This is a genomic window from Sphingobacterium sp. UDSM-2020 (genome assembly GCF_016132525.1).
GTDB lineage: Bacteria > Bacteroidota > Bacteroidia > Sphingobacteriales > Sphingobacteriaceae > Sphingobacterium > Sphingobacterium anhuiense.
The window spans coordinates 4,436,402-4,457,796 of record NZ_CP066166.1 but is presented as its reverse complement, the minus strand read 5'-3'; the positions used below and the strand labels follow the sequence as shown (position 1 = coordinate 4,457,796).

The following is a 21,395-nucleotide window of genomic DNA, read 5'->3' as shown; positions in this document are numbered from 1 at the left end:
GTGGCGGCGGAATTGAATATTAACAAAACATTTCCTTCACAAATTTGGAGCACATGAAAACATTAACACCTTCATCTCACCCATCTGTCGCTCTAAATCTACGTTACGTTACAGATACGGAACCTGGTTATTGCCGCACATATACAAAAGGCAAATTCACTTATCTATCCAAGAACAAGCCAATCAAAAATAAAAATACCTTAAAGCGGATAGCGTCTCTTGTGATCCCACCAGCATGGGAAAATGTCTGGATATGCAAATTTAAAAATGGTCATATACAGGCAACAGGTATTGATAAGCGTGGTAGGAAGCAATATATTTATCATCTGGACTGGTCAACCATACGCAATGTCAAAAAATTTGATCGGTTACTGGGCTTTGCAAATAAGATGAAATTACTCCGCACGCAATTGCGGAAAGATCTACGGAAAAAGAAATTATCCAAAGAAAAAGTCTGTGCGATTGCAATCTCTACCATGAATGCAACTTACATTCGTGCAGGAAACAAATCCTATGAACATAACTACGGCTCATATGGGCTCACCACATTGAAAAACAGACATGTCAAAATTGACAAAAATGAAATCTTTTTTAAATTTAAAGGGAAAAAAGGCGTACTTCAGCAGGTTTATATCAAGGAAGCAAAAATAGCTAAAATGCTTAAAAACGTCAAAGAAATCCCCGGTCAGGAGCTTTTTCAATATTACGATCATGATGGTGCTATTCAACGGCTTGATTCAGGAGATCTGAACCGCTATTTAAAACAAGCGATGCAAGAAGATTATACCTGTAAAGATTTCCGTACATGGGCAGGTTGCACGCTTGCCTTTATGATGATGGCTAATGAGCCTTATGGCGAACTTATTTCTGAACGTAAAAAAGTACTGGTCACCATCCTTGATCATGTCGCTAAACAACTCGGCAATACCAGATCAGTTACAAGGAACTATTATATTCATCCGGAATTGCAGAAACAGTATGTAGATGGTGATTTAAAAAATGAATTATTAAAACTTAAACGGAAAATGGTGCAAAATACAGATGGTGCGACCGAAAAAGCGCTGCTGAAATTTATCAGATCACGTTGTGAAAAATAACCTATTACATTTGATCATCGTGTAAACTATAAAAAAAAGGGGCAATTGCCCCTTTTCCCTGTTAACCTCAATATTGAAATGATTTTTTATACTAAACGCTTGATATAATTAAATCGTATCGGAAATGGTATCTCGTAACAATTTAATCTGGTCGTGCGCAACCAATTGTTTACTTAATTGATTTTCAATTAAGCTGACCACATGGATGGATAAAGCCTCCCGATCTTCTTCAAGGGTCTTCCTATAGGTAGCTTTAAAAGCATCTTCTCCTTTTTCACAGCTTTCCAATAGACTTTTACGATCATTTCCCGAAATATTAACTTTTATATTCATCCAAAGTCTAAAAAGTTTACCGCTCAACAACGTACTGTCTGTAGGTTGTTCACCTTCAAGTGTGACATATGGAGTAAGCTCGGTAATAAACTGTTCTGACTGCAGGATATATTTGGCAAATATACCACCTAGATCATCGATCCGCATACTATGTGCTAGATCTAATGCTTCTCTATATCCAGCTATCCTATCGTTGTTAATTTTTATCAGATCATTGATAATTGCCGGATCATTTGCTCTGTTTTCCATAGCTCTATTTTTTGAAATATAAATTTAAAACTCTTGATTTATCTAGAAAACAACCTCAAGGCAGAAATAGTTTAAATCATAATCATTTCGGGTATTTAGAACATTTGAATCGTATTTATAACCCCTAGGGGAAATACTGAAGCATGCATGATGGCTTTAAAAGAATAGATTAATTTCGTTTTGTGTTGATTGCTTTACTCCATTCTGTATGTCTACATCGTGGACATTTTGATTCTCTATTATGCAATTGTTCGATAAAACCACAATACATGCAGGCGTGAAAGTCATATAACTGAAATGATTCAACTTTTTTATAATCATCTGGAAATAAAGGCAGACCATACTTCACCTCATCTTCTGGGTAAAATAAAATACTCATCGAACCATCAATTTCTAATAAGGCCATTCTCACTTGCCCTAAGTGTTCAACCGACTGATTACGTAGTTCGGAAAAGAATTCCATTTTTGAAAAGTCACCATCATGTTCATGTTTTAAATCAAACATTCCATCCCTCACAACTACCATCGCTTCCCCTTCTAAAATCTTATTGATAAACACCGATTTTGATGATAACCAAGTTATAAATTTATAGATAATGATAACCGAAAATAATACAACAAAGGCATAAATAACGGGTAATTCTTCTTGAAACATGGGATCACCAGCCGCCGATCCGAGACTCAGAATAATCGCCACCTCGAAAAGCGTTAATTGCCTTACACCTTTTTTTCCTGAAAGCCTAAGAATCACCAATATCAGGATAAACATGATGACTGACCGTCCCACAATTTCTAAAAGGAAATCCCATTCAGCGCCTTCCCAAATTATCTTTTTCATTTCAAACATACGTCCTCTGCACTAAGGTTTTACCTGCTCACGAGGAAATGTATCTGGCTCTGGCATATCATTCAATTGATCATTTTGAGGATCAACGCCGGCTTCCCCGTCACCTTCCTGCTTTTTATTTCTCTTATCTACAACTGAGGTAATTGTTTTCTTTTTCTTCGGTTGCTTGTCCTTATCAACAATACCGACTTTTGCATTTTCATTTTTAGTAGCCATAATCGTATTCATTTAGTTTATTGTAATGATATAACGTGGTGCTATGTCAAAAGTTTGTATTTCAATTACCGTAACAAATACCTGAAATTAACGACAGTATACCTGATCAATGCTTCAAAAATATACTTTAAACGTGCATCACGTATCCTTCTACTTATCCTAAAGTATTCTTAAACAAACTTTTAGTCTTTCAGAATTGTTCTTTTGGTGATGACATCATAAATACTTATAGCTTTAAATCAAATCACTATGGATGAGACTTATGCATATGTACATGAATTGCTGAATCGCCAGATGGCACTTCGAGCAAAAATTGAAGATAGCCCCATTGCAGGTGATATTCAATTTGAGTATGGACATGATTATTATCAGGAAGAAACGAGGTGCATGGGATTGCGCATGATCAGAGATGGATTGGATAAAGAAGGCGAAAAATTAATCTTAGATTTTACAACTGAACACTACCCTGGCAATGAAGAAAACGAAAAGAAATGGATTGGTAAGATGATGCGGTACCTTAACGCAATTACTCCAACACTTATTGACAATTTACTTGCAGAGGGTTATACTGCTTTACAGAGTAATGTAGAACTTCCAAATGAGAATGCCATCTTCTATCCTATCTACGATTTAAATACGGACACAAAACGCCTCTTATTTATGGATAGTAATATTTTAATCGATCTGAAGCAGGCAGATGCATATGAAAATTTGCAGGGTTGGGTCTATTATACTTCTACATAATGGAGAAATTACAAAATCAGATAGTTCCTCAACCCAAGTAAATCTATTGATTCACATGAACATAAGTTCATTTTTAATTGTTATTCTATTAAAAAGATGAAGAATATTATTCCAACCCAGAAAGAAGGCAATAAACTTGACTGTTTTGAAACAGTTGAGTTTACAAGCACTGAAATTGCCAGCGAGGCTTTTATTATAGCATCCTACAACCTATTGGCGGTCAATGAATGGCACAAAATTGCAGAACTTCCTGCGGCGGTATTTAAGCTTGTTGACAACAATGGTCTCGAATTGCATCGTCCACTTCAGCTACACGATTACATCAAAATTGATATTCCAGGACCTGGATTACCCCGAACAAAAGGTTATGACTGGGTTAACGTTGTGCATATGGAATCTAAGGAAATGGCCGAATTTAAAATCCTATCAGTCAGTCTAAAGCCATGTCCAGATCCTACTGATCCTGAAAATAAAGAAACAGCACATTTTTTTGAGGGAATAGCGACTTCGACTTTGATTGTTGAGCAAAGAAATAACAGTTTATTGTTTCAGTATGCTGGACGAAATGAGGTTTTAAATACCGAAAATACGCATATCATCGATAATGTCCGAAACTTTATGGTAGGACTTGGTGCGGTTTTGGGAGCATCTTATCCACAATGGAAGGCCCTTATTAAAGGTTTTGCTAATGATGTTAAAGAAGTGTAATTACAAATCAGATGCTTTGATTTACAAATATTCAAAATACTTCTGCTTCTTGCCTTTTTAAGGATCAAACGTTAATCAGGCATATTAAAGACTGCATAATCATTAACATAAACCCTCGTTATGAATAAAGATGCTGTGATCTTCATTTCTAAAAATCACAGCATCAGTTTTTTTATGATACTGCGTAACTGTTCTTACTATAGTTTTCAATTACAGGTAGCATATCCAACAGATCACTAATAACCTGATCCGGATTGGCAGTAGCCAATTGTACAGCGGTATGTGCTCCTGTGGTGATACCTATGCTCAATCCACAGCCTGCATTTTGTCCTTCTTGAATGTCAATCGTTGAATCGCCAATTTTTGCAACTGTTGAAGCATCGGTAATACCCATCTTCGCCATTGCTAATTGAATCATATCTGGTTCTGGTCGATTATTTTCAACATCCGAAGCAGTAATGAGAAGATCAATGTCTTTACCTACTTCCCAATTCAGTTTTTTCAATAATGATTCTGCTGTCAATCGATCATATCCAGTATTAAGCACTCTTAAAATACCCATATCTTTTAACTTTATGAAAAGTGCTGCCGCATTAGTACATGGATAAATGGTTTCCACTTCATAAGCACTTTTAAGCTGCACAAGAAACAATTGAAAAATCTCTGTTGCCAATTGATCATTTTCTAAATCTAAACTATTTTTCAAGATAGTTTTTATAGCTTCCAATTTTTCTTTACCTGCACCATGCTCTAAAACTTCTTCTAAACTAAGATCAAAACCACCAACGCTATTGATTGCATTTCTAAGTGTTTTATAAACGATGTTATCTTCATTAACAGTTGTTCCCGCCATATCAAATACGACCATCTTAATTTTACTTTCCATATCTTTCTATTGTGTTATTATGCTATTATTTATTTTATTCAATTTATATAGGCTATATGAGGTCTTTATGCCTATTTCGGCTATATTAAAAACTCAATCGGAATTAATTTCCGTCTTTGCCATCAAAGCATGTCCGTATTCCTTATTCTCAGTATTTACACTCGCTATCCTGTCAAGAGGATGTAAAACAAACCTTTTAGGAAAAGGTTCTAATCTAAAACAAGTCGTTTATAGCCTGTAATTTCCTTCCATACATTTATTTATGAGCTTACATGAGCCCTGTTACACAACAATCTTCCTTCACATACGGTCTCACACTTCTGCATGTTTAACAAAACTAAACTTTGTTCATTAAAACTAAACAAAATTTATGTTAAATTTTTATTAATTATTTTTAAACACGATCATGAGTAGCTAAAAGTTTCGAAAACGGTGTGTATAGATCCTTAAGGAATTGCTGAATAGACATCATAATACTTTATAATGACTCATACAGCTAAATTTATTGTTAAATTTGTCTAGGGAATAATTCTTTCAATTTCTATTACATAAATACGCTCAGAGACACTTTCGTCTTTTTAGCATGGTAGAATTATTGTTAAGGCAAACATAATTTTGTGCATGAAATTTTTATTTAAAATATTTTTTCTTCTTTTTATAATCTTCGGGATCTTCTTTGGTGAAAGCAAGGCCAATGATATTCAATATCTCGCTAGCCCTTGGGTACAGCAATTTACAAAATCTACTTACAAAGCCAGCAATCAAAACTGGGGCTTGAGTGTAGATCAGAATGGTCTGATTTACGCCGCTAATTCTGATGGTTTATTAGAGTATGATGGCGCATACTGGAATCTCTATCCTCACCCTAATAAAGGTATCGTCCGTGTTGCACAGGTACATCCAGATGGGAAAATCTATACGGGAGGCCAATCAGAATTTGGCTATTGGCTGAAAAATAATAATGGTCGTTTAACCTACCATTCCATAAGTAAGCGCTTACTTAAAGATCTTAATGATGAGATCTGGAAAATAATCATTCAAGACCATCGGATTATCTTCCAATCTTTCTCTACGATCTATATTTATGAAAATGATAAGATCAAAACTATTACTGAAGATGGAGAGCCTTTTCTATTTGCATTTCAAGCGAATAAGAGAATTTTCGTAGAAAAAATACCGAGTGGACTTCATGAACTAAAAAATGACAAGCTCATTCCTATTTCGGGTAAAGAGCAGTTAAAGGGACATAACATTTTAAGTATTCTTCCCTTTGATGCAGCGTCATTCTTAATTGGAACAGCTAAAGGCGGATTATTTTTAATGAGCAAATCTGGAGAAATAACGACCTGGAAAAATGACATCAATGAAGAATTAAAAAATGTACAGATCAACAATGGGATCAAGCTACTCAACCATTATTACGTATTCGGAACGATCTTAAACGGTATCTACATTCTTGATGAAAATGGATCTTTTGTTCAGCATATTAATAAAAGTGTTGGTTTGCAAAATAATACCGTTCTTAGTTTAACAGTAGATAAACAGTCAAATATATGGTCTGGTCTGGACAATGGTATTGACCGCATTGCGATTAATGCTGATCTCTACTATTATTCGGATAACTCAGGAAAACTTGGCACCATCTATTCTGCAAAAATTTACCAAGGATATCTTTATTTAGGGACTAACCAAGGTCTATTTTATACTTCATGGAATCCGAACAAAAAATATCAGCCTATAGACTTTAAGATGATCCATGGCTCTCAGGGCCAAGTATGGAATCTAGAAGTAATCAATAACGTATTGGTATGTGGACATAATACAGGTACCTTTCAAATTCAAGGTACAGCGATGTCCTTATTATCGCCAAAAACAGGTGGTTGGGTTATCAAACTGCTTTCCCCTCATGCACCATATGTATTACAGGGAAATTATACAGGTGTGTCCCTATTTAACAGTTTACCTAATGCATTAACTTATCAGACGCAATATCCTAATTTCAGATCTGGCGTACAATTGTTAGAAACACAAAGTAAAAATTCGGTTTGGGCGGCAGGTTACAATGAACTAAATCTACTTAAATTTTCAGATGATTTTAGTGTTATTAAACAGATTAAACCCTATGCCCAAAAAAATGGTTTACCCAAATCGGGTTATTTAGGTGTTTACAAATTGGCCGCCATCAATGTTTTTACGACAGATAGTGGGCTATATGTTTATGACGAGCTTATTGATAAATTCACGCCCTATCATCAATTAAACAATAAATTGGGCACATTCTCCAAAGCAAATAAAATCATACCAGCAGGAAATAATAGCTATTGGTTTATTAATAAAACCAGAATTGCTTTAGTCGATTTATTACAAGGAGGGCAAATAAGGGTTGATTCTATCAAATTAGCTTCTCTAGAAGATAATATGATGAAATATTATGAAAATATCTCGGCTCTCAATCCTAATCAATACCTGATCAGTATTGATAATGGCTTCTCTTTGCTCAATTTGGGAAGGGATAATTTTAAACCCACTGATGTACCGTCTCCCCTCATCAGGAATATCAGATCTCTTTTCTCAACGGACAGTATAGATTTTAATAGTGATAAAAAAATAGTTGAGATAAAATACAAAAACAACAGTTTACAAGTATGTTATGCGCTACCTTATTACACTGAAACTGCTGTTCAATATCAATTTAAATTAACAAACACGCAGGAGGAATGGTCTGATTGGTCTAAATTGCCCTACAAAGAGTTTACGAATCTGGCAGTTGGTCAGTATGTATTTACAGTTCGTGCAAAACTGCCAAATGGCTTTATCACTAAGGAAACAAAAGTTGAAATCGAAATCCTACCTCCTTGGTATAGAACCTGGTATGCTTATCTAGGGTATTTAATATTACTGGTTTTAGCAATAAAAGAAGTCCGTAAATGGTACAACAAAAAGCTAATTAAGCATGAAAAACAAGTGAAAAAGGCTTATTTACTTAAACAGGAGGAACTTTTAAAGCAGGAAGCAATCCGAGCACAGCAACACTTGATCGAAATTAAAAATAAGCAACTGGAACAGGAATTATATAATAAGAATAAAGAACTGACTAATGCTACGATGAATATTGTGCAAAAGAATGAATTATTAAATGCACTGAATCACGAATTATTACAGTTGAAGGACGAAAATGGAAATAAATTGCAACCTGAGCAATTACAAAAAGTGGCCAAGATCCTTAAAAATGCTTATGAAGATAATATGGACTGGCATCTGTTTGAGCAGAGTTTTAATGAAACTCATGAGAATTTCTTTAAAAAGTTAAAGCATCAATTTCCCGAATTAATGCCCAATGATTTAAAACTCTGTGCCTATCTGAGGTTGAACATGAGCAGTAAAGAAATTGCCAGCTTATTAAATATAACGACACGTGGTGTCGAGATTAGACGTTACCGATTACGTAAAAAATTGAATATAACAACTGAACAGAATTTAACTGATTTTTTAATGAATATTAGCTAGAAAAATGCCCTTATTGGCAGAACCCTATCTACGACATGAGATCATTTTGTTATTAAAAGACACTAAAACACTACATCATTACCTCTCACGCGCTATAGTGTGCTTTAAACACTTAGTATTAAATAAAGTAATATATCACTTACTTTAATAACCTGACCATCAGATGTATTATTTCTTTAAATTGAATTTTTATGTTTATCTCAAATGGTGATGTATTAATGTATAAGTGTTAAATTATACATTTCGCATACTACATCACATCTTTGCTGTATCAAAATTTAATGAAAGGGTTAAATTTTGTTAACAAACATTCAGATTAATTGGAATTGATAAATTAAAATAACACAAAAGTCACACCTATGAGGAAGTTATTTACATTACTATTACTCCCAGCATTTTGCCAATTCAATGTGTCAGTTTATGCACAGAGTGGAAAAGTGATCACTGGAAAAATTACAGCTAAATCTTCAAACGCTGTACTTTCAGGAGTAACCATTGCGGTTAAAGGAACTAGCGTTGCTACGCAATCTGACGCGAATGGAGAATTTAAAATTACAGCAGACCCCAATCAGGTTTTAATTTTCCGCTATATCGGTTATGATGGAAAAGAAGTTGTAATTGGTCAACAGAACAATGTACAAGTCAATCTAGAAGAACAAAATACGGCTTTAGATGAAATCGTGGTTATTGGTTACGGTACGGCTAAAAAAGTCGATCTAACCGGTTCTATATCCCGTGTCACTTCAAGTGATATTGTAAAACAACCGGCACTTAATGCGGTTCAATCCGTTCAAGGAAAAGTATCTGGGGTTAACATCATTGCTAATGAAGCACCTGGCTCTTCTCCAACAGTAATTATCCGTGGTTTAGGTACTGCAATAGGTGGTCGTGATCCATTATATATTGTTGATGGATTTCCAGTTGATAATATTACCAATATCAATTCGGCAGATATTTTATCTATTGATATCCTTAAAGATGCTTCTTCAGCTTCCATTTATGGTCTCCGTGCCGCGAATGGCGTGATCTTAGTCACAACTAAAAAGGGGAAAGCTGGTCGTGCTCAGATTACCTATGATGGCTATGTAGGTGCTAAGGATATTCTCAACCGTGTTAAAATGGCTAATGGCAATGAATACGCCACCCATTATAATGAAAACTTAGCAGTAGTAGATAAAACTGGATCGCCTCTAGCACTAAATCAAAAAAACAACACGGATTGGTATGACGAACTATTACAGACTGGTATAGTGACCAATAATGTCGTTAGCTTAGCTGGAGGTTCAGATGTAGTGGATTACTTCTTTAGTTATAATAACTTTACAGAAAAGGGAATTACAGAAGGTTCTCAATATGTACGCAACACGATTCGCAATAACAACACTTACAAATTCTTTGATAATAAACTAAAGCTTAGCCAGACCTTAAATATCTCTTTTTCAAACGACCGTAATAAACCATTAAGTGCTTTTGATGCGGCCTACCGTCAATCGCCGTTGGTTCCTGTTATGTATGAAAATGGGCGCTATGGAAGACCTATTTACAATAAAACAACTGGAGAAGCTACTTATATCCTGGATGCAGGTCAGCAGGGAGGAAAGTTAAATGATGTAGGTAATCCTGTGTACGAGAACAAAATGCAACAGCAGTATAACAAAAACTTATCTATTCAAGGTGGACTTCAGGGAGAATACCAAATCACCAGCGATCTGAAATTCACTTCTCGTCTAGGAGTGACCAAGTTTTTTTCTCAAAACAGAGGTTTTAATGATATTAGGGACCGCTATCTAAATGCTGATCCTTTAAGAACATCTGCAGAATTTGAACAGTTAAAAGCACAAAACCCCTCTTCTTTAACCTACGCGAACAACAGTCTAAATATTGCTAAAACGCAGACTTTCCGTTGGACTTGGGAGAATTTTGTTTCCTACCAAAAAAGCTTTGGTAAACATAATATAGATGCAACCTTAGGAAATTCAAGAGAGAAATCCAACATTGGCGATATGTCTGATCTGACAGGTTACGATGTTCCCAATCAATCGCAATACTGGAATATTGATTTGGCATCATCAAAATATGCTAAACAGATCATACAGACCTATTATACGCCGAGAGCATTAATTTCTTATTTTGCCCGTGCTCAGTATAATTACGACTCAAAATACTATTTAACAGCGACTGTACGCCGTGATGGTTCCAGTACATTTAAAGCTTCAGGAGACTATTATGGTATTTTCCCATCTGTGGGAGCAGGCTGGACCGTATCCAATGAGAGCTTTATGCAAGGTTCAGGCATCGATTTCTTGAAAGTAAGAGCAAACTGGGGTAGATTAGGAAATCAAAACGTTCCTTTAAACATCTCTCAAATCCTATCATCACCAGGATCAGAAAACTACAATTACATTTTCGGCCCAGGTCAAGATTTAGTATTTGGAGCGGCATATGGAAGTCCAGCTCGAAACCTTGGTTGGGAAGTAACTGAAGAAACTGGCGTAGGCGTTGATTTCACCCTATTAAACAACCGTTTAAGTGGTAATGTGGATTATTACAATAAGACTAATACCAACGTTATTCTAGAAGTAAAACCTTTATTGAATTCACCATTTTCTCAAAAATACTTTGATCATGGTGGAAGAGTATCAAATCAGGGGGTGGAGATCGGTTTAAACTGGACAGATCAAATTAATGAAAATCTATCCTACAGTATTGGTGGTAACTATTCTTACAATAAGAATACGCTGAAAGATGTTAAACCTGCTTATGATGGCACTGAAGGAGGAAGTTTAAATAATAGTCAACTCACAAAGCAGTTAAAGACAAATCAACCTATCTACGCATGGTATATGTATGAAGCGATTGGTGTGTGGCAAACGGATGCTGAAATAGCGGATGGCGTTGCTACAACTGGAGCAAAACCTGGTTACTTAAAATACAAAGATCAGAATGAAGATGGTGTTATCGACGCAAAGGATAAAACTTTCCATGGATCATATCTTCCCTCTTCAACGTTTGCATTAAATCTAAGTGTTAACTACAAAAAATGGGATTTCAGTGCTCAGGGTTATGGTGTTGCAGGCAATAAAATCTACAATGGATTAAAAGGAACTCGAGTTAATGGTGGGGAAAACGTTACAAAAGAAACATTTGATAACCGTTGGACTGGTGCGGGAACATCTAATACACATCCTGGAGCAGCTCATGATGCCTTAGCTTCTAGCTATTACTTAGAATCTGGAGCCTATTTTAGAATCAATAATTTAACATTAGGTTATACCATTCCAAAATTATATAACGCTACTTCTAAAATTAGAATGTATTTAACAGCGCAAAATCCGTTTATTTTCACAAAATATACAGGTTTCTCTCCTGAGATTACAGGTAAAGGTTCAGGTAATCCAGCTGAAACGGCAGGTGTTGAGCTTTCAGCTTATCCAACAACACGTAATTTTATTTTCGGAGTCAATGTTTCATTCTAAACTTTAAAAATTAAAAATCATGAAATTTAACAAATTACATATAGCCTTAATTTTAACAGCAGGTCTGAGCATGTCTGCCTGTAAAGATTCGGCATTTCTGGATGTACCTTCTCAAGAAATTGTGGAGGAAACAGATAAAGATCAAGTTTATACTCCTGAGTCTTATGTCAACGCCATCTATGGTATGTTTACCGACTGGAATTATTCCTTTTCTTATGTAGCCATTACAGATATGCTTTCTGATAATGCGGACAAAGGCTCTTCTCCTACCGACCCAGGAGGCGATAAGCAAGAAATCGACAAATTAGAGTATACAAGTTCATCAGGTTCCTTTGGAGCCTTGTGGTCTCACTGGTATAAATCAATTGGACGCGCCACGCAATCTATTGAAGTGACTCAATCATCAACGATAGAAGATGCTGCTTATAAAAATAGATTAATCGGTGAAGCTAAGTTTTTACGCGCCCTCAATTATTTTTATTTAGTGCGTGGCTGGGGCGATGTCCCTATCCAAGAGCAGGATTTAATAATCCGTGCGCCTAAAGCTGATGTTTATGCTTATATCATTAAAGATTTAAGAGAGGCTATAGACGCATTACCTTTAAAATCTGCTTATGCATCTAAAGACCTTGGTCGCGCTACAAAAGGTGCTGCGCAAGCTTTATTGTCAAAAGTATACTTATACAATGAAAATTGGAATGAAGCCTATACTTTAGCGAAAGAAGTAATTAATTCCGGTCAATATGGTTTGGAGTCTAAATATGAGGTGCTTTGGCGCGTCACTTCAGAGAATGGCACAGAGTCCATCTTTGAATTCCAGGCGCGTGGTGAAGCAATTGCACACGGTGTTCAACAATATTCTGAAGTACAGGGTGCACGTGGTGTTACTGGCTGGGGCTGGGGCTTCAATACACCATCCGAGAATTTATTAAATGCCTTTAACGCAGAAAAAGATGATATTCGTAGAGATGCAACCATTATCTTCCGTGGCGAAACCTTATATGATGGACGTTTGGTAGGTACCGGTGTGGATAATCCGATGTACAATGAGAAAGCATACTCTTCAGCAAATGCCGGGGCTGGTGATGGGGATAAAAATGTACGCTATTTACGTTTAGGCGAAGTATATTTGATCTTAGCAGAAGCTGCTAATGAAATGGGCAACACTGGAGAAGCCACAACTGCTCTTAATACCATTCGTACGCGAGTTAAATTGCCTAATACCACAGCTACCAATCAAGCCGACTTACGCAAAGCAATCTGGAAGGAACGTCGTCTGGAATTAGCTTTTGAGCACGATCGTTGGTTTGATCTAGTTCGTACGAAACAAGCCCCTGAAGCTATGAAAGCGGATGGAAAAACATTCACTGACAAAAACTATTTGTTCCCAATTCCATATGAACAATTAACACAAACACCAGATATGGTGCAAAATCCTGGTTTTTAAGCCAACATCTTAATAAACCATCGAAACTGGGACTTATTAGCACTAAGTCCCAGTTCTTTAATATCCATCGCTCTACTTACTCTACTATGAAATTAAAATTTAATCCCAAGCTTATCTTAGGCTTAATCTTAATTGGTACAAGCATTACTGCGTGTAAAACACCTCAGACCTTGCAAAAGACCACTATTTCTGATGATTCTTTAATGACTTTGGTACAGAAGCAAACTTTCAACTATTTCTGGGAAGGTGCTGAACCTAATTCGGGAATGGCAAGGGAAAGAATCCATATCGATGGTCAATATCCGTTGAATGATTTTAATGTTGTCACTGTCGGCGGATCCGGATTTGGTATAATGGCTACGATCGTAGCTGCCGAACGTGGTTTTATCTCTGCTGAAGAAGCGACTAAAAGGTTTGATCGCATAGTCGATTTTCTAGCAAAAGCCGATCGTTACCATGGCGCATGGTCACACTGGATCGATGGTCCTACTGGAAAATCGAAGGTTTTCGGAAATCAGGATGATGCTGCAGATATCGTAGAAACAGCATTTATGGCCCAGGCCTTAATCTGTCTACGGGAGTATTACCAAAATGGAAACGACCAACAAAAACAAGTCGCTCAAAAAGCAGACGCACTTTGGAAAGGTATTGATTGGAATTTCTTTCGCAATGGTAAAGATGTCCTGTACTGGCACTGGAGTCCAACACATGGTTGGGGTATGAATCATGCGATACAGGGTTATGATGAATGCTTGATCAGCTATGTGCTGGGTGCGAGCTCACCGACACATCCAATCCCTGCCTCTACTTATCATAAAGGTTGGGCAAGAAGTGGTGCAATCGTATCCAGTACTGAGAAGTTTGGAATTCCACTGGTGCTAAAACACAATGCACCCGAAAATGCTGTAGGTCCACTATTCTGGTCTCATTACTCCTATTTAGGTTTAAATCCAAAGGGCTTACAAGATGAATATGCTGATTACTGGAAAGTGAACGTTAATCACACTAAAATTAACATTGAATACGCTAAACAAAATCCTCATCAATTTAAAGGATATGGCGAAAACTCTTGGGGATTGACCGCGAGCTATTCTGTAAAGGGATACGATGCTCACCATCCTGATAATGATAAAGGTGTTATTTCTCCTACAGCAGCGCTATCATCCATTCCATATGCTCCTAAAGAGAGTTTGCAAGCGATGCGCTATTTTTATGAACAAAAAGGTGCAGAGCTTTTTGGTAAATATGGATTTTATGATGCTTTTTCAGAAACAGAAAATTGGTATCCACAGCGTTATCTAGCAATTGACCAGGGACCTATTGTTGTCATGATTGAAAATTACAGAACTGGATTGATCTGGAATTTATTTATGCAGGCTCCCGAAGTTAAAGCAGGATTGAAGAACTTAGGTTTTAAAGGTCCGAATCTATAAGCATTTTATTCACATACAAAAAACTACTAGAACATGAAACAATGGACTTCCCTATTAGTCGCTGTTGCATTAGTTCCGACTCTGGCATTCACACAGCCGGCGCACAAACAAGATCCCAAAATGGATAAGTTTGTTTCAGAACTGATGAAAAAAATGACAGTTGACGAAAAAATTGGCCAGCTGAATCTAGTTACTGCAGGCGAGGTGACCACAGGTGCCACTGCCAGTACTGGAGTTGAAGCAAAAATTGCTGCTGGTCAAATTGGCGGAATCTTTTCTATGACTACACCTAAAAAAATTCGTGCTGCTCAAGAACTTGCTGTCAACAAAACAAGACTTAAAATACCGATGATCTTCGGTCTAGATGTCATCCATGGTTATAAAACTACTTTTCCAATTCCATTAGGTCTTTCAGCTACGTGGGATATTCCTCTAATCGAAAAAACTGCACGTATCGCAGCACAAGAGGCTACTGCAGATGGAATCAATTGGACCTTCTCTCCTATGGTCGATATCTCTCGTGATGCCCGTTGGGGAAGAATTTCGGAAGGTTCCGGAGAAGACCCTTACTTAGGCTCACAGATTGCAAGCGCGATGGTTAAAGGTTATCAGGGCAATGACTTAAAAGCAATCAATACCATGATGGCCTGTGTGAAGCACTGGGCTTTGTATGGTGCAGCGGAGTCTGGAAAAGATTACAACACCACAGATATGAGTCTGCACCGCATGTACAATGAATACTTCCCTCCTTACAAAGCGGCTGTAGAAGCTGGTGCAGCTACAGTTATGACATCTTTCAATGATATCAATGGTATCCCGGCAACAGCTAATAAATGGTTAGTAACTGATGTTCTTCGCAAGGAATGGGGATTCAACGGTATGGTGGTTACAGATTATACCGGTATTGCAGAGCTGATGGATCATGGTTTAGGAGATTTACAACAAGTGTCTGCACTTTCATTAAAAGCAGGTGTGGATATGGATATGATTTCTGAAGGTTTTTTAAATACCTTAAAAAAATCTTTAAAAGAAGGCAAAGTCTCTCAAACTGATATAGACCGCGCATGCCGTTTAGTTTTAGAGGCTAAATATAAATTAGGTTTATTTGAGGATCCATACCGTTACTGTAATGAAGATCGTGCTAAAACCGAGTTACTGACGCCTGCAAATCTTAAAGTTGCCCGTGATGCGGCTACTAAATCATTTGTCTTGTTAAAGAATGACAAGCAGCTTCTACCTTTACAGAAAAAAGGTACAGTTGCTGTAATAGGTCCATTAGCGAATACACGTGCGAACATGGTGGGCACATGGTCAGTAAGCTCTGACTTAGTGAATACTCCTTCTTTGGTTGAGGGTATGCAGTCGGTATTGGGCAACCAAGTGAAGATCGTTACACATTTAGGTTCAAATTTACTTGAAGACCCTATTTATCAAGAACATGCTACCATGTTTGGACGTACGATCCCTAGAGATAATAGACCTGAGTCGGATATTATTGCTGAAGCGTTACAAACTGCTGCTCAAGCAGATGTGATTGTAGCAGCATTAGGTGAATCTTCGGAGATGTCCGGTGAAAGTTCTAGCCGTACAGAAATTGGTATTCCGGCTATTCAACAACGTCTTTTAGCAGCGCTATTAAAAACAGGAAAACCTGTTGTTTTAGTTTTGTTTGCAGGAAGACCGATGAGTTTAACTTGGGAAGATGAACATGTTCCTGCTATCTTAAATGCATGGTTTGGTGGATCTGAAACTGGAGCTGCTGTAGCTGAGGTATTATTTGGAGATGTTAACCCTTCAGGTAAATTAACGGCAACTTTCCCTAGAAATGTTGGTCAGTTACCTATTTATTATGGACATAAAAGTACCGGAAGACCATTAGCAGAAGGCGGTTCTTTCCAAAAATTTAGATCTAACTACATTGATGTGATCAATAGCCCGCTTTATCCATTTGGATATGGTTTGAGTTATACAACATTTGATTATTCAGATCTGAAATTGGATAAGTCTTCTTTTAAAGCTGGACAATCTATCCAAGCATCGGTGACGTTGCGTAATACGGGTAAATATGACGGTGAAGAGGTTGTTCAACTTTATATTAAAGATCTGGTTGGTTCAATTACACGTCCTGTTAAAGAATTAAAAGGTTTTCAAAAAGTATTCTTAAAAGCTGGAGAATCTAAAGTCGTAACTTTTACTGTTTCGGAAGAAGATTTAAAATTCTATAATAACGATCTCAAGTTTGTCGCTGAACCGGGAGATTTTACCTTATTTATCGGTAAAAATTCGCAGGATCTTTTAGCTACTAAATTTGAATTAAAATAATATAATTTCCTCTTATATCAGAGGAGTTATCTTTAACCGGATAGCTCCTTTTTTATTTTATTAAGCCTTCATCGATGTTTATTGTTAATCTTATAGGTTAGTAATTGATCGAACGTTTCGCTCTTCGCTCCTACGTATTGTTGTCAGATCTTTGAAATAAAATTTTCTCCCATTTGATATCACGACTCGGCTGCCAATGTTCAATCGTTTCAGTATATCCAGATTTATAGACCTCTTTCTTCGAGATGAGTATTCCTTTACGCGGATCTGCAAAATCAATATCAGTAACCACATTTAAATATTCGTTTAACTTCTCCGGTAAATCATAAAAATTTTGACAATCATTATAAAGAGTAAACTTTCTCATCTTTACATTCACCGGAAATAGTCTATTTAACCACCATTGCTTCTTATTTTTAATAAATTCAGGGAAATCGTTCAGATAAAAGGTATAATAAGCATGATCATCGCCGGGATAATCGAAATAGACGATCTTGTCAATAATAGACCAATTAATGCTATAGGTGCCGTCAACTATGGGCTTATGAATCCAAATTTCTTGTTTTGAATAAGTGATAATATTCCGATGTGCTTCACTAGATCGCTGTTGTTTTTCAGATAAGTGGAAACCAAATATAAAACCATAAATACAGATCGCTGGCAAAAGTACAAACAGGATAATGGTAATCCATCCATAGACCGGTACATTTTCTGGATATTTCACGGCGAAAAATAATAGCAGGATTCCAAGAAGCAGAAAAATACCTAATGGTATGACAAATATCAGTTTTGGATTTTTATTAATGAATTCTTTCATAATATCGGATACTAATCACTTATAATTGCTGGTTGTCGAATTAGTTACTTATTAGAAACGGCTACAATCTTTCGTAATAAAGATAACCATTCTTAATACTAAGTTTCAAATCATAACCTTAAGTATAGCAATGCAAGAATTAAACCACTCGAGTGCATTTACAAACATATCGTTTATATCGGATTTTGAGTATCATAAAAGTTTAAAAAAAGAAAAGGCGAAAGATAAATCTTTCGCCTTTTGGGTAAATGATGGGGCTCGAACCCACGACCCTCGGTACCACAAACCGATGCTCTAACCAACTGAGCTACATCTACCGTGTTTGTGCTACAAAAGTAGAATTTTATTTGATATACTCCAAATGTTTTTAAGCAAAAAATCCTCATTACAACGTATCGTAATGAGGATTAAGCTATTATTTTTTAATTTTTATTAGATCATCTCAACACTGCGTTTCACGAATGATGTTAATGCAGCACCTGTTAACAAACCGCGTGATAATAAAGCCAAGTCAAACGCTTGTTTTGCCAATTGTGCACCTTCTTCTTCAGTACTTGATAAAATGCGTTTTACCAGTGGGTGGTTACCATTTACCGTTACCTTATAGTTATCAGGTAAGTTACCGTAAAAGTTCATACCGCCATTGGTTTTGGCCATATCTTTCATACGACGCATAAATTCATCGATCGTTACTGATACTGGTAATTCTTCTGCAGATAAGGCATCCACTTCAACTTTCATGTCAGGACGGCTGATTGCTTTTTCAAAGATTGATAAGGCTTGTTTAGATTCTTCTTCAGAAATTGACAATTCTTGCTTCTCATCTTTTTGAATCAACTTATCGATGACATCGGCATCTACACGTTTCAACTGTACCTTTTCACCTCCTTTTTGTTCCAAATAAGAAGTGATATGCGTATCCAGAGGTCCGTCTAAAACCAATACATCATAGCCTTTTGTTTTTGCTGTAGCAATAAAGCTATCTTGTTGAGCAGCATCATGGGTATATAAATAAATGATATTTCCATCTTTATCAACTTGAATATCTTTTACTTTTTCGTAATACTCTTTAATTGTGTAGTTCTCTTTATTTGTATTGGTCAATAAACAGAATTCATTTGCTTTTTCAGCAAATTTCTCATCGCTCAACATACCATATTTGATAAATAGACCGATATCATTCCATTTTTCTTCAAAACCTTTACGATCCGTTTTAAAGATTTCCTGCAACTTATCAGCTACTTTTTTAGTAATATAATTGTTGATCTTTTTCACGTTACTATCTGCCTGCAAGAAGCTTCTTGAAACGTTTAACGGGATATCCGGTGAATCGATTACACCATGTAACAACATTAAAAATTCAGGAACAATATCTTTTACTTCGTCGGTAATGAATACTTGACGTGAGTATAATTTGATTTTATTACGTTGAATTTCTAATTCATTTTTAATTTTCGGGAAGTATAAAATTCCGGTTAAATTAAATGGATAATCAACATTTAAATGGATCCAGAATAATGGTTCGTCCATTGAATATGGATACAACTCTTTATAGAAAGCCAAATAGTCTGCATCTGTCAGTTCAGATGGAGCTTTGGTCCAAGCTGGGCTTGTGTTGTTGATGATGTTATCAACTTCAACAGATTTATATTTTGGTTTTCCTTCTTCATCTTCGCCATCTGGTTCAGAAGTTGTTTTCGTTCCGAAGCGGATATTTACAGGAAGGAAACGCGCATATTTGTCCAAGATCTCCTGTAAACGCGATTGACTTAGGAATTCTGAAGACTCTTCATTAATGTGCAAAATGATATCAGTACCACGTGTCGTACGTGTACCTTCAGAAATTTCATACGAAGTACTACCATCACATGTCCAATGCGCAGCTTCTGCCCCATCTTGGTAAGATAATGTTTCGATTTCAACGTTATCAGCAACCATGAATGCGGAATAGAAACCTAATCCAAATCGACCGATGATTTCATTTGCATCATTTGCTTCTTTGAATTTTTCCATAAATTCAGTTGCACCTGAGAAGGCAACTTGATTGATGTATTTTTTAATCTCGTCAGCTGTCATACCGATACCATTATCCGAAATGGTAATCGTTTTTGCTGCTTCATCAAGTTTTACATCAACTAATAAATCACCCACTTCACCTTGGTATTGACCTAATGAAGCTAAGCGCTTTATTTTTTGAGAAGCATCTACCGCGTTTGAAACTAACTCGCGTAAGAAGATCTCATTATCAGAGTATAAGAATTTTTTAATGACAGGAAAAATGTTTTCCGTGTGGATTGAAATAGATCCTTTTTCTGTGTTCATATATATTTTATATTTAATTGCTAATTGATTTCACAGTTAAACATCAATCTATATTCCAAACAGTCAATTTGAGACAAGATGTCATATTTTAAGTTAAAATGACAATATCAGGGCTGTTCATTGCTTGACTTAATCTTTATTTTTTATTGTCGTCAACAATTCATTTGCATTTTTATCAAATGCTATTGAAATTACTGCATTTGTACAGTTCCAAATAACAGGATTTGCTTCCAATTGGTTCAAATCGGTATCCTGATCTATTTTCCTAAATTTTATAAGCGAAGGTTCTCCATAAAGGAGTATCAATTCTTGCAAAAAACGATTGTAATTAGAGATTATCTCGTCTTTTCCATCATTAGAAAATTTATACATGAGTGCAAACTCATCGACCTTTTTTTCGTCTGAAGCGCGAATTCCAAAAAAATTGGCTGTTAGATCTTTGAATTTATAATTGGGAACAAAAACAGTATGACCTTGATCATGAACGGACAATTTCTTCTGATTTACGAATCCGATGATTTCATCTTTTTTCCACGATAAGGGCATATCAAATATCGTCTTAATAGATTCATTAATCAACGGTGCTTCAGAAGTTTCCATTAAATTTAAACGTATCGGAAGTGTGTAGGCTACTCTAACCGGTTTACCTTTTTGATAACCAGGTTTCCAATTGCCATATTCTTTGATGAGCCGTATTCCTTCCTCCCCCGTACCAAACCCCAGATCTTTTTCAACTTTCATGTCGACTATTGATCCGTCTTTTTCAACCACAAATGAGATCTCCACCAAACCTGAAATTTGATTATCGATCATCTCCTTAGAATAATGAAAATTATCTCCAATATAGCGCATAAATTCATCCATACCTTTAGGTGGTAAAGGATGCTGATCGACAACATCGGCAGCACTCTCCTTCTTATTTAAAGAAATCGGGCTACATGAACTGATCATGCTCAATGCGATTATAATCGAAAAAATAAACTTGATCATA

At 36.3% G+C, this 21,395-nt stretch carries 15 protein-coding genes and 1 tRNA gene; 8 read left to right on the top strand and 8 right to left on the bottom strand.

The annotated features are described in order from the left end of the window. Window positions 1-53: 53 nt before the first annotated feature. The gene (locus JAZ75_RS18660; RefSeq protein ID WP_132767789.1) at window positions 54-1,097 is read left to right on the top strand and encodes a DNA topoisomerase IB; all 1,044 of its coding nucleotides are present in this window, start codon (window positions 54-56) and stop codon (window positions 1,095-1,097) included. 108 nt (window positions 1,098-1,205) lie between these two features. On the opposite strand, the gene JAZ75_RS18655 is transcribed toward JAZ75_RS18660, so the two are convergent. The 3 genes from JAZ75_RS18655 to JAZ75_RS18645 all read right to left on the bottom strand — a co-directional run bounded on the left by JAZ75_RS18655 (window position 1,206) and on the right by JAZ75_RS18645 (window position 2,742). Beyond that, a complete protein-coding gene (locus tag JAZ75_RS18655) occupies window positions 1,206-1,679 on the bottom strand; it encodes a ferritin-like domain-containing protein (protein ID WP_132767787.1) in 474 nt (157 codons plus the stop codon). A gap of 169 nt (window positions 1,680-1,848) precedes the next feature. Beyond that, complete coding sequence (locus tag JAZ75_RS18650) at window positions 1,849-2,517, bottom strand: DUF421 domain-containing protein (RefSeq protein WP_232789261.1); 669 nt, start codon at window positions 2,515-2,517, stop codon at window positions 1,849-1,851. Window positions 2,518-2,538: 21 nt separating this feature from the next. Continuing rightward, the gene (locus tag JAZ75_RS18645; protein ID WP_031287256.1) at window positions 2,539-2,742 is read right to left on the bottom strand and encodes a hypothetical protein; all 204 of its coding nucleotides are present in this window, start codon (window positions 2,740-2,742) and stop codon (window positions 2,539-2,541) included. Window positions 2,743-2,991: 249 nt separating this feature from the next. On the opposite strand from JAZ75_RS18645, the gene JAZ75_RS18640 reads away from it, so the two are divergent. Next, window positions 2,992-3,486 carry a hypothetical protein gene (locus tag JAZ75_RS18640; protein ID WP_132767783.1) on the top strand — a complete coding sequence of 165 codons (495 nt, stop codon included), beginning with the start codon at window positions 2,992-2,994 and terminating at the stop codon, window positions 3,484-3,486. Between the two features lie 96 nt (window positions 3,487-3,582). Beyond that, the gene (locus JAZ75_RS18635; RefSeq protein WP_021188397.1) at window positions 3,583-4,194 is read left to right on the top strand and encodes a hypothetical protein; all 612 of its coding nucleotides are present in this window, start codon (window positions 3,583-3,585) and stop codon (window positions 4,192-4,194) included. A 172-nt stretch (window positions 4,195-4,366) separates the two neighbouring features. Here JAZ75_RS18635 and JAZ75_RS18630 read toward each other — a convergent pair whose 3' ends face one another. Further along, window positions 4,367-5,080 carry an HAD family hydrolase gene (locus tag JAZ75_RS18630; protein ID WP_208697454.1) on the bottom strand — a complete coding sequence of 238 codons (714 nt, stop codon included), beginning with the start codon at window positions 5,078-5,080 and terminating at the stop codon, window positions 4,367-4,369. A gap of 621 nt (window positions 5,081-5,701) precedes the next feature. Between JAZ75_RS18630 and JAZ75_RS18625 the strand changes: the two genes are divergently transcribed. The 5 genes from JAZ75_RS18625 (at window position 5,702) to bglX (ending at window position 17,265) form a co-directional block, all read left to right on the top strand. Beyond that, window positions 5,702-8,587, top strand: a complete 2,886-nt coding sequence (locus JAZ75_RS18625; protein ID WP_208697452.1) for a transcriptional regulator — start codon at window positions 5,702-5,704, stop codon at window positions 8,585-8,587. 359 nt (window positions 8,588-8,946) lie between these two features. Further along, on the top strand, window positions 8,947-12,063 hold the full coding sequence (locus JAZ75_RS18620) for a SusC/RagA family TonB-linked outer membrane protein (protein ID WP_208697450.1): 3,117 nt from the start codon (window positions 8,947-8,949) through the stop codon (window positions 12,061-12,063). Between the two features lie 19 nt (window positions 12,064-12,082). Continuing rightward, the gene (locus JAZ75_RS18615; RefSeq protein WP_208697449.1) at window positions 12,083-13,510 is read left to right on the top strand and encodes a RagB/SusD family nutrient uptake outer membrane protein; all 1,428 of its coding nucleotides are present in this window, start codon (window positions 12,083-12,085) and stop codon (window positions 13,508-13,510) included. A gap of 86 nt (window positions 13,511-13,596) precedes the next feature. Next, window positions 13,597-14,943: a glucoamylase family protein gene (locus JAZ75_RS18610; RefSeq protein ID WP_208697447.1), complete on the top strand. Its 1,347-nt coding sequence runs from the start codon at window positions 13,597-13,599 to the stop codon at window positions 14,941-14,943. A gap of 33 nt (window positions 14,944-14,976) precedes the next feature. Beyond that, window positions 14,977-17,265, top strand: coding sequence for a beta-glucosidase BglX (gene bglX, locus JAZ75_RS18605; RefSeq protein ID WP_208697445.1), 2,289 nt, complete (start codon window positions 14,977-14,979; stop codon window positions 17,263-17,265). 130 nt (window positions 17,266-17,395) lie between these two features. Here bglX and JAZ75_RS18600 read toward each other — a convergent pair whose 3' ends face one another. The 4 genes from JAZ75_RS18600 to JAZ75_RS18585 all read right to left on the bottom strand — a co-directional run bounded on the left by JAZ75_RS18600 (window position 17,396) and on the right by JAZ75_RS18585 (window position 21,394). Beyond that, window positions 17,396-18,082, bottom strand: a complete 687-nt coding sequence (locus JAZ75_RS18600) for a hypothetical protein (RefSeq protein ID WP_208697443.1) — start codon at window positions 18,080-18,082, stop codon at window positions 17,396-17,398. 243 nt (window positions 18,083-18,325) lie between these two features. Further along, a tRNA-His gene (locus JAZ75_RS18595) sits at window positions 18,326-18,399 on the bottom strand. Window positions 18,400-18,514: 115 nt separating this feature from the next. Next, a complete protein-coding gene (gene htpG / locus JAZ75_RS18590) occupies window positions 18,515-20,404 on the bottom strand; it encodes a molecular chaperone HtpG (protein WP_132767769.1) in 1,890 nt (629 codons plus the stop codon). 129 nt (window positions 20,405-20,533) lie between these two features. Continuing rightward, a complete protein-coding gene (locus JAZ75_RS18585) occupies window positions 20,534-21,394 on the bottom strand; it encodes an energy transducer TonB (protein ID WP_165905818.1) in 861 nt (286 codons plus the stop codon). Window position 21,395 lies beyond the last annotated feature (1 nt).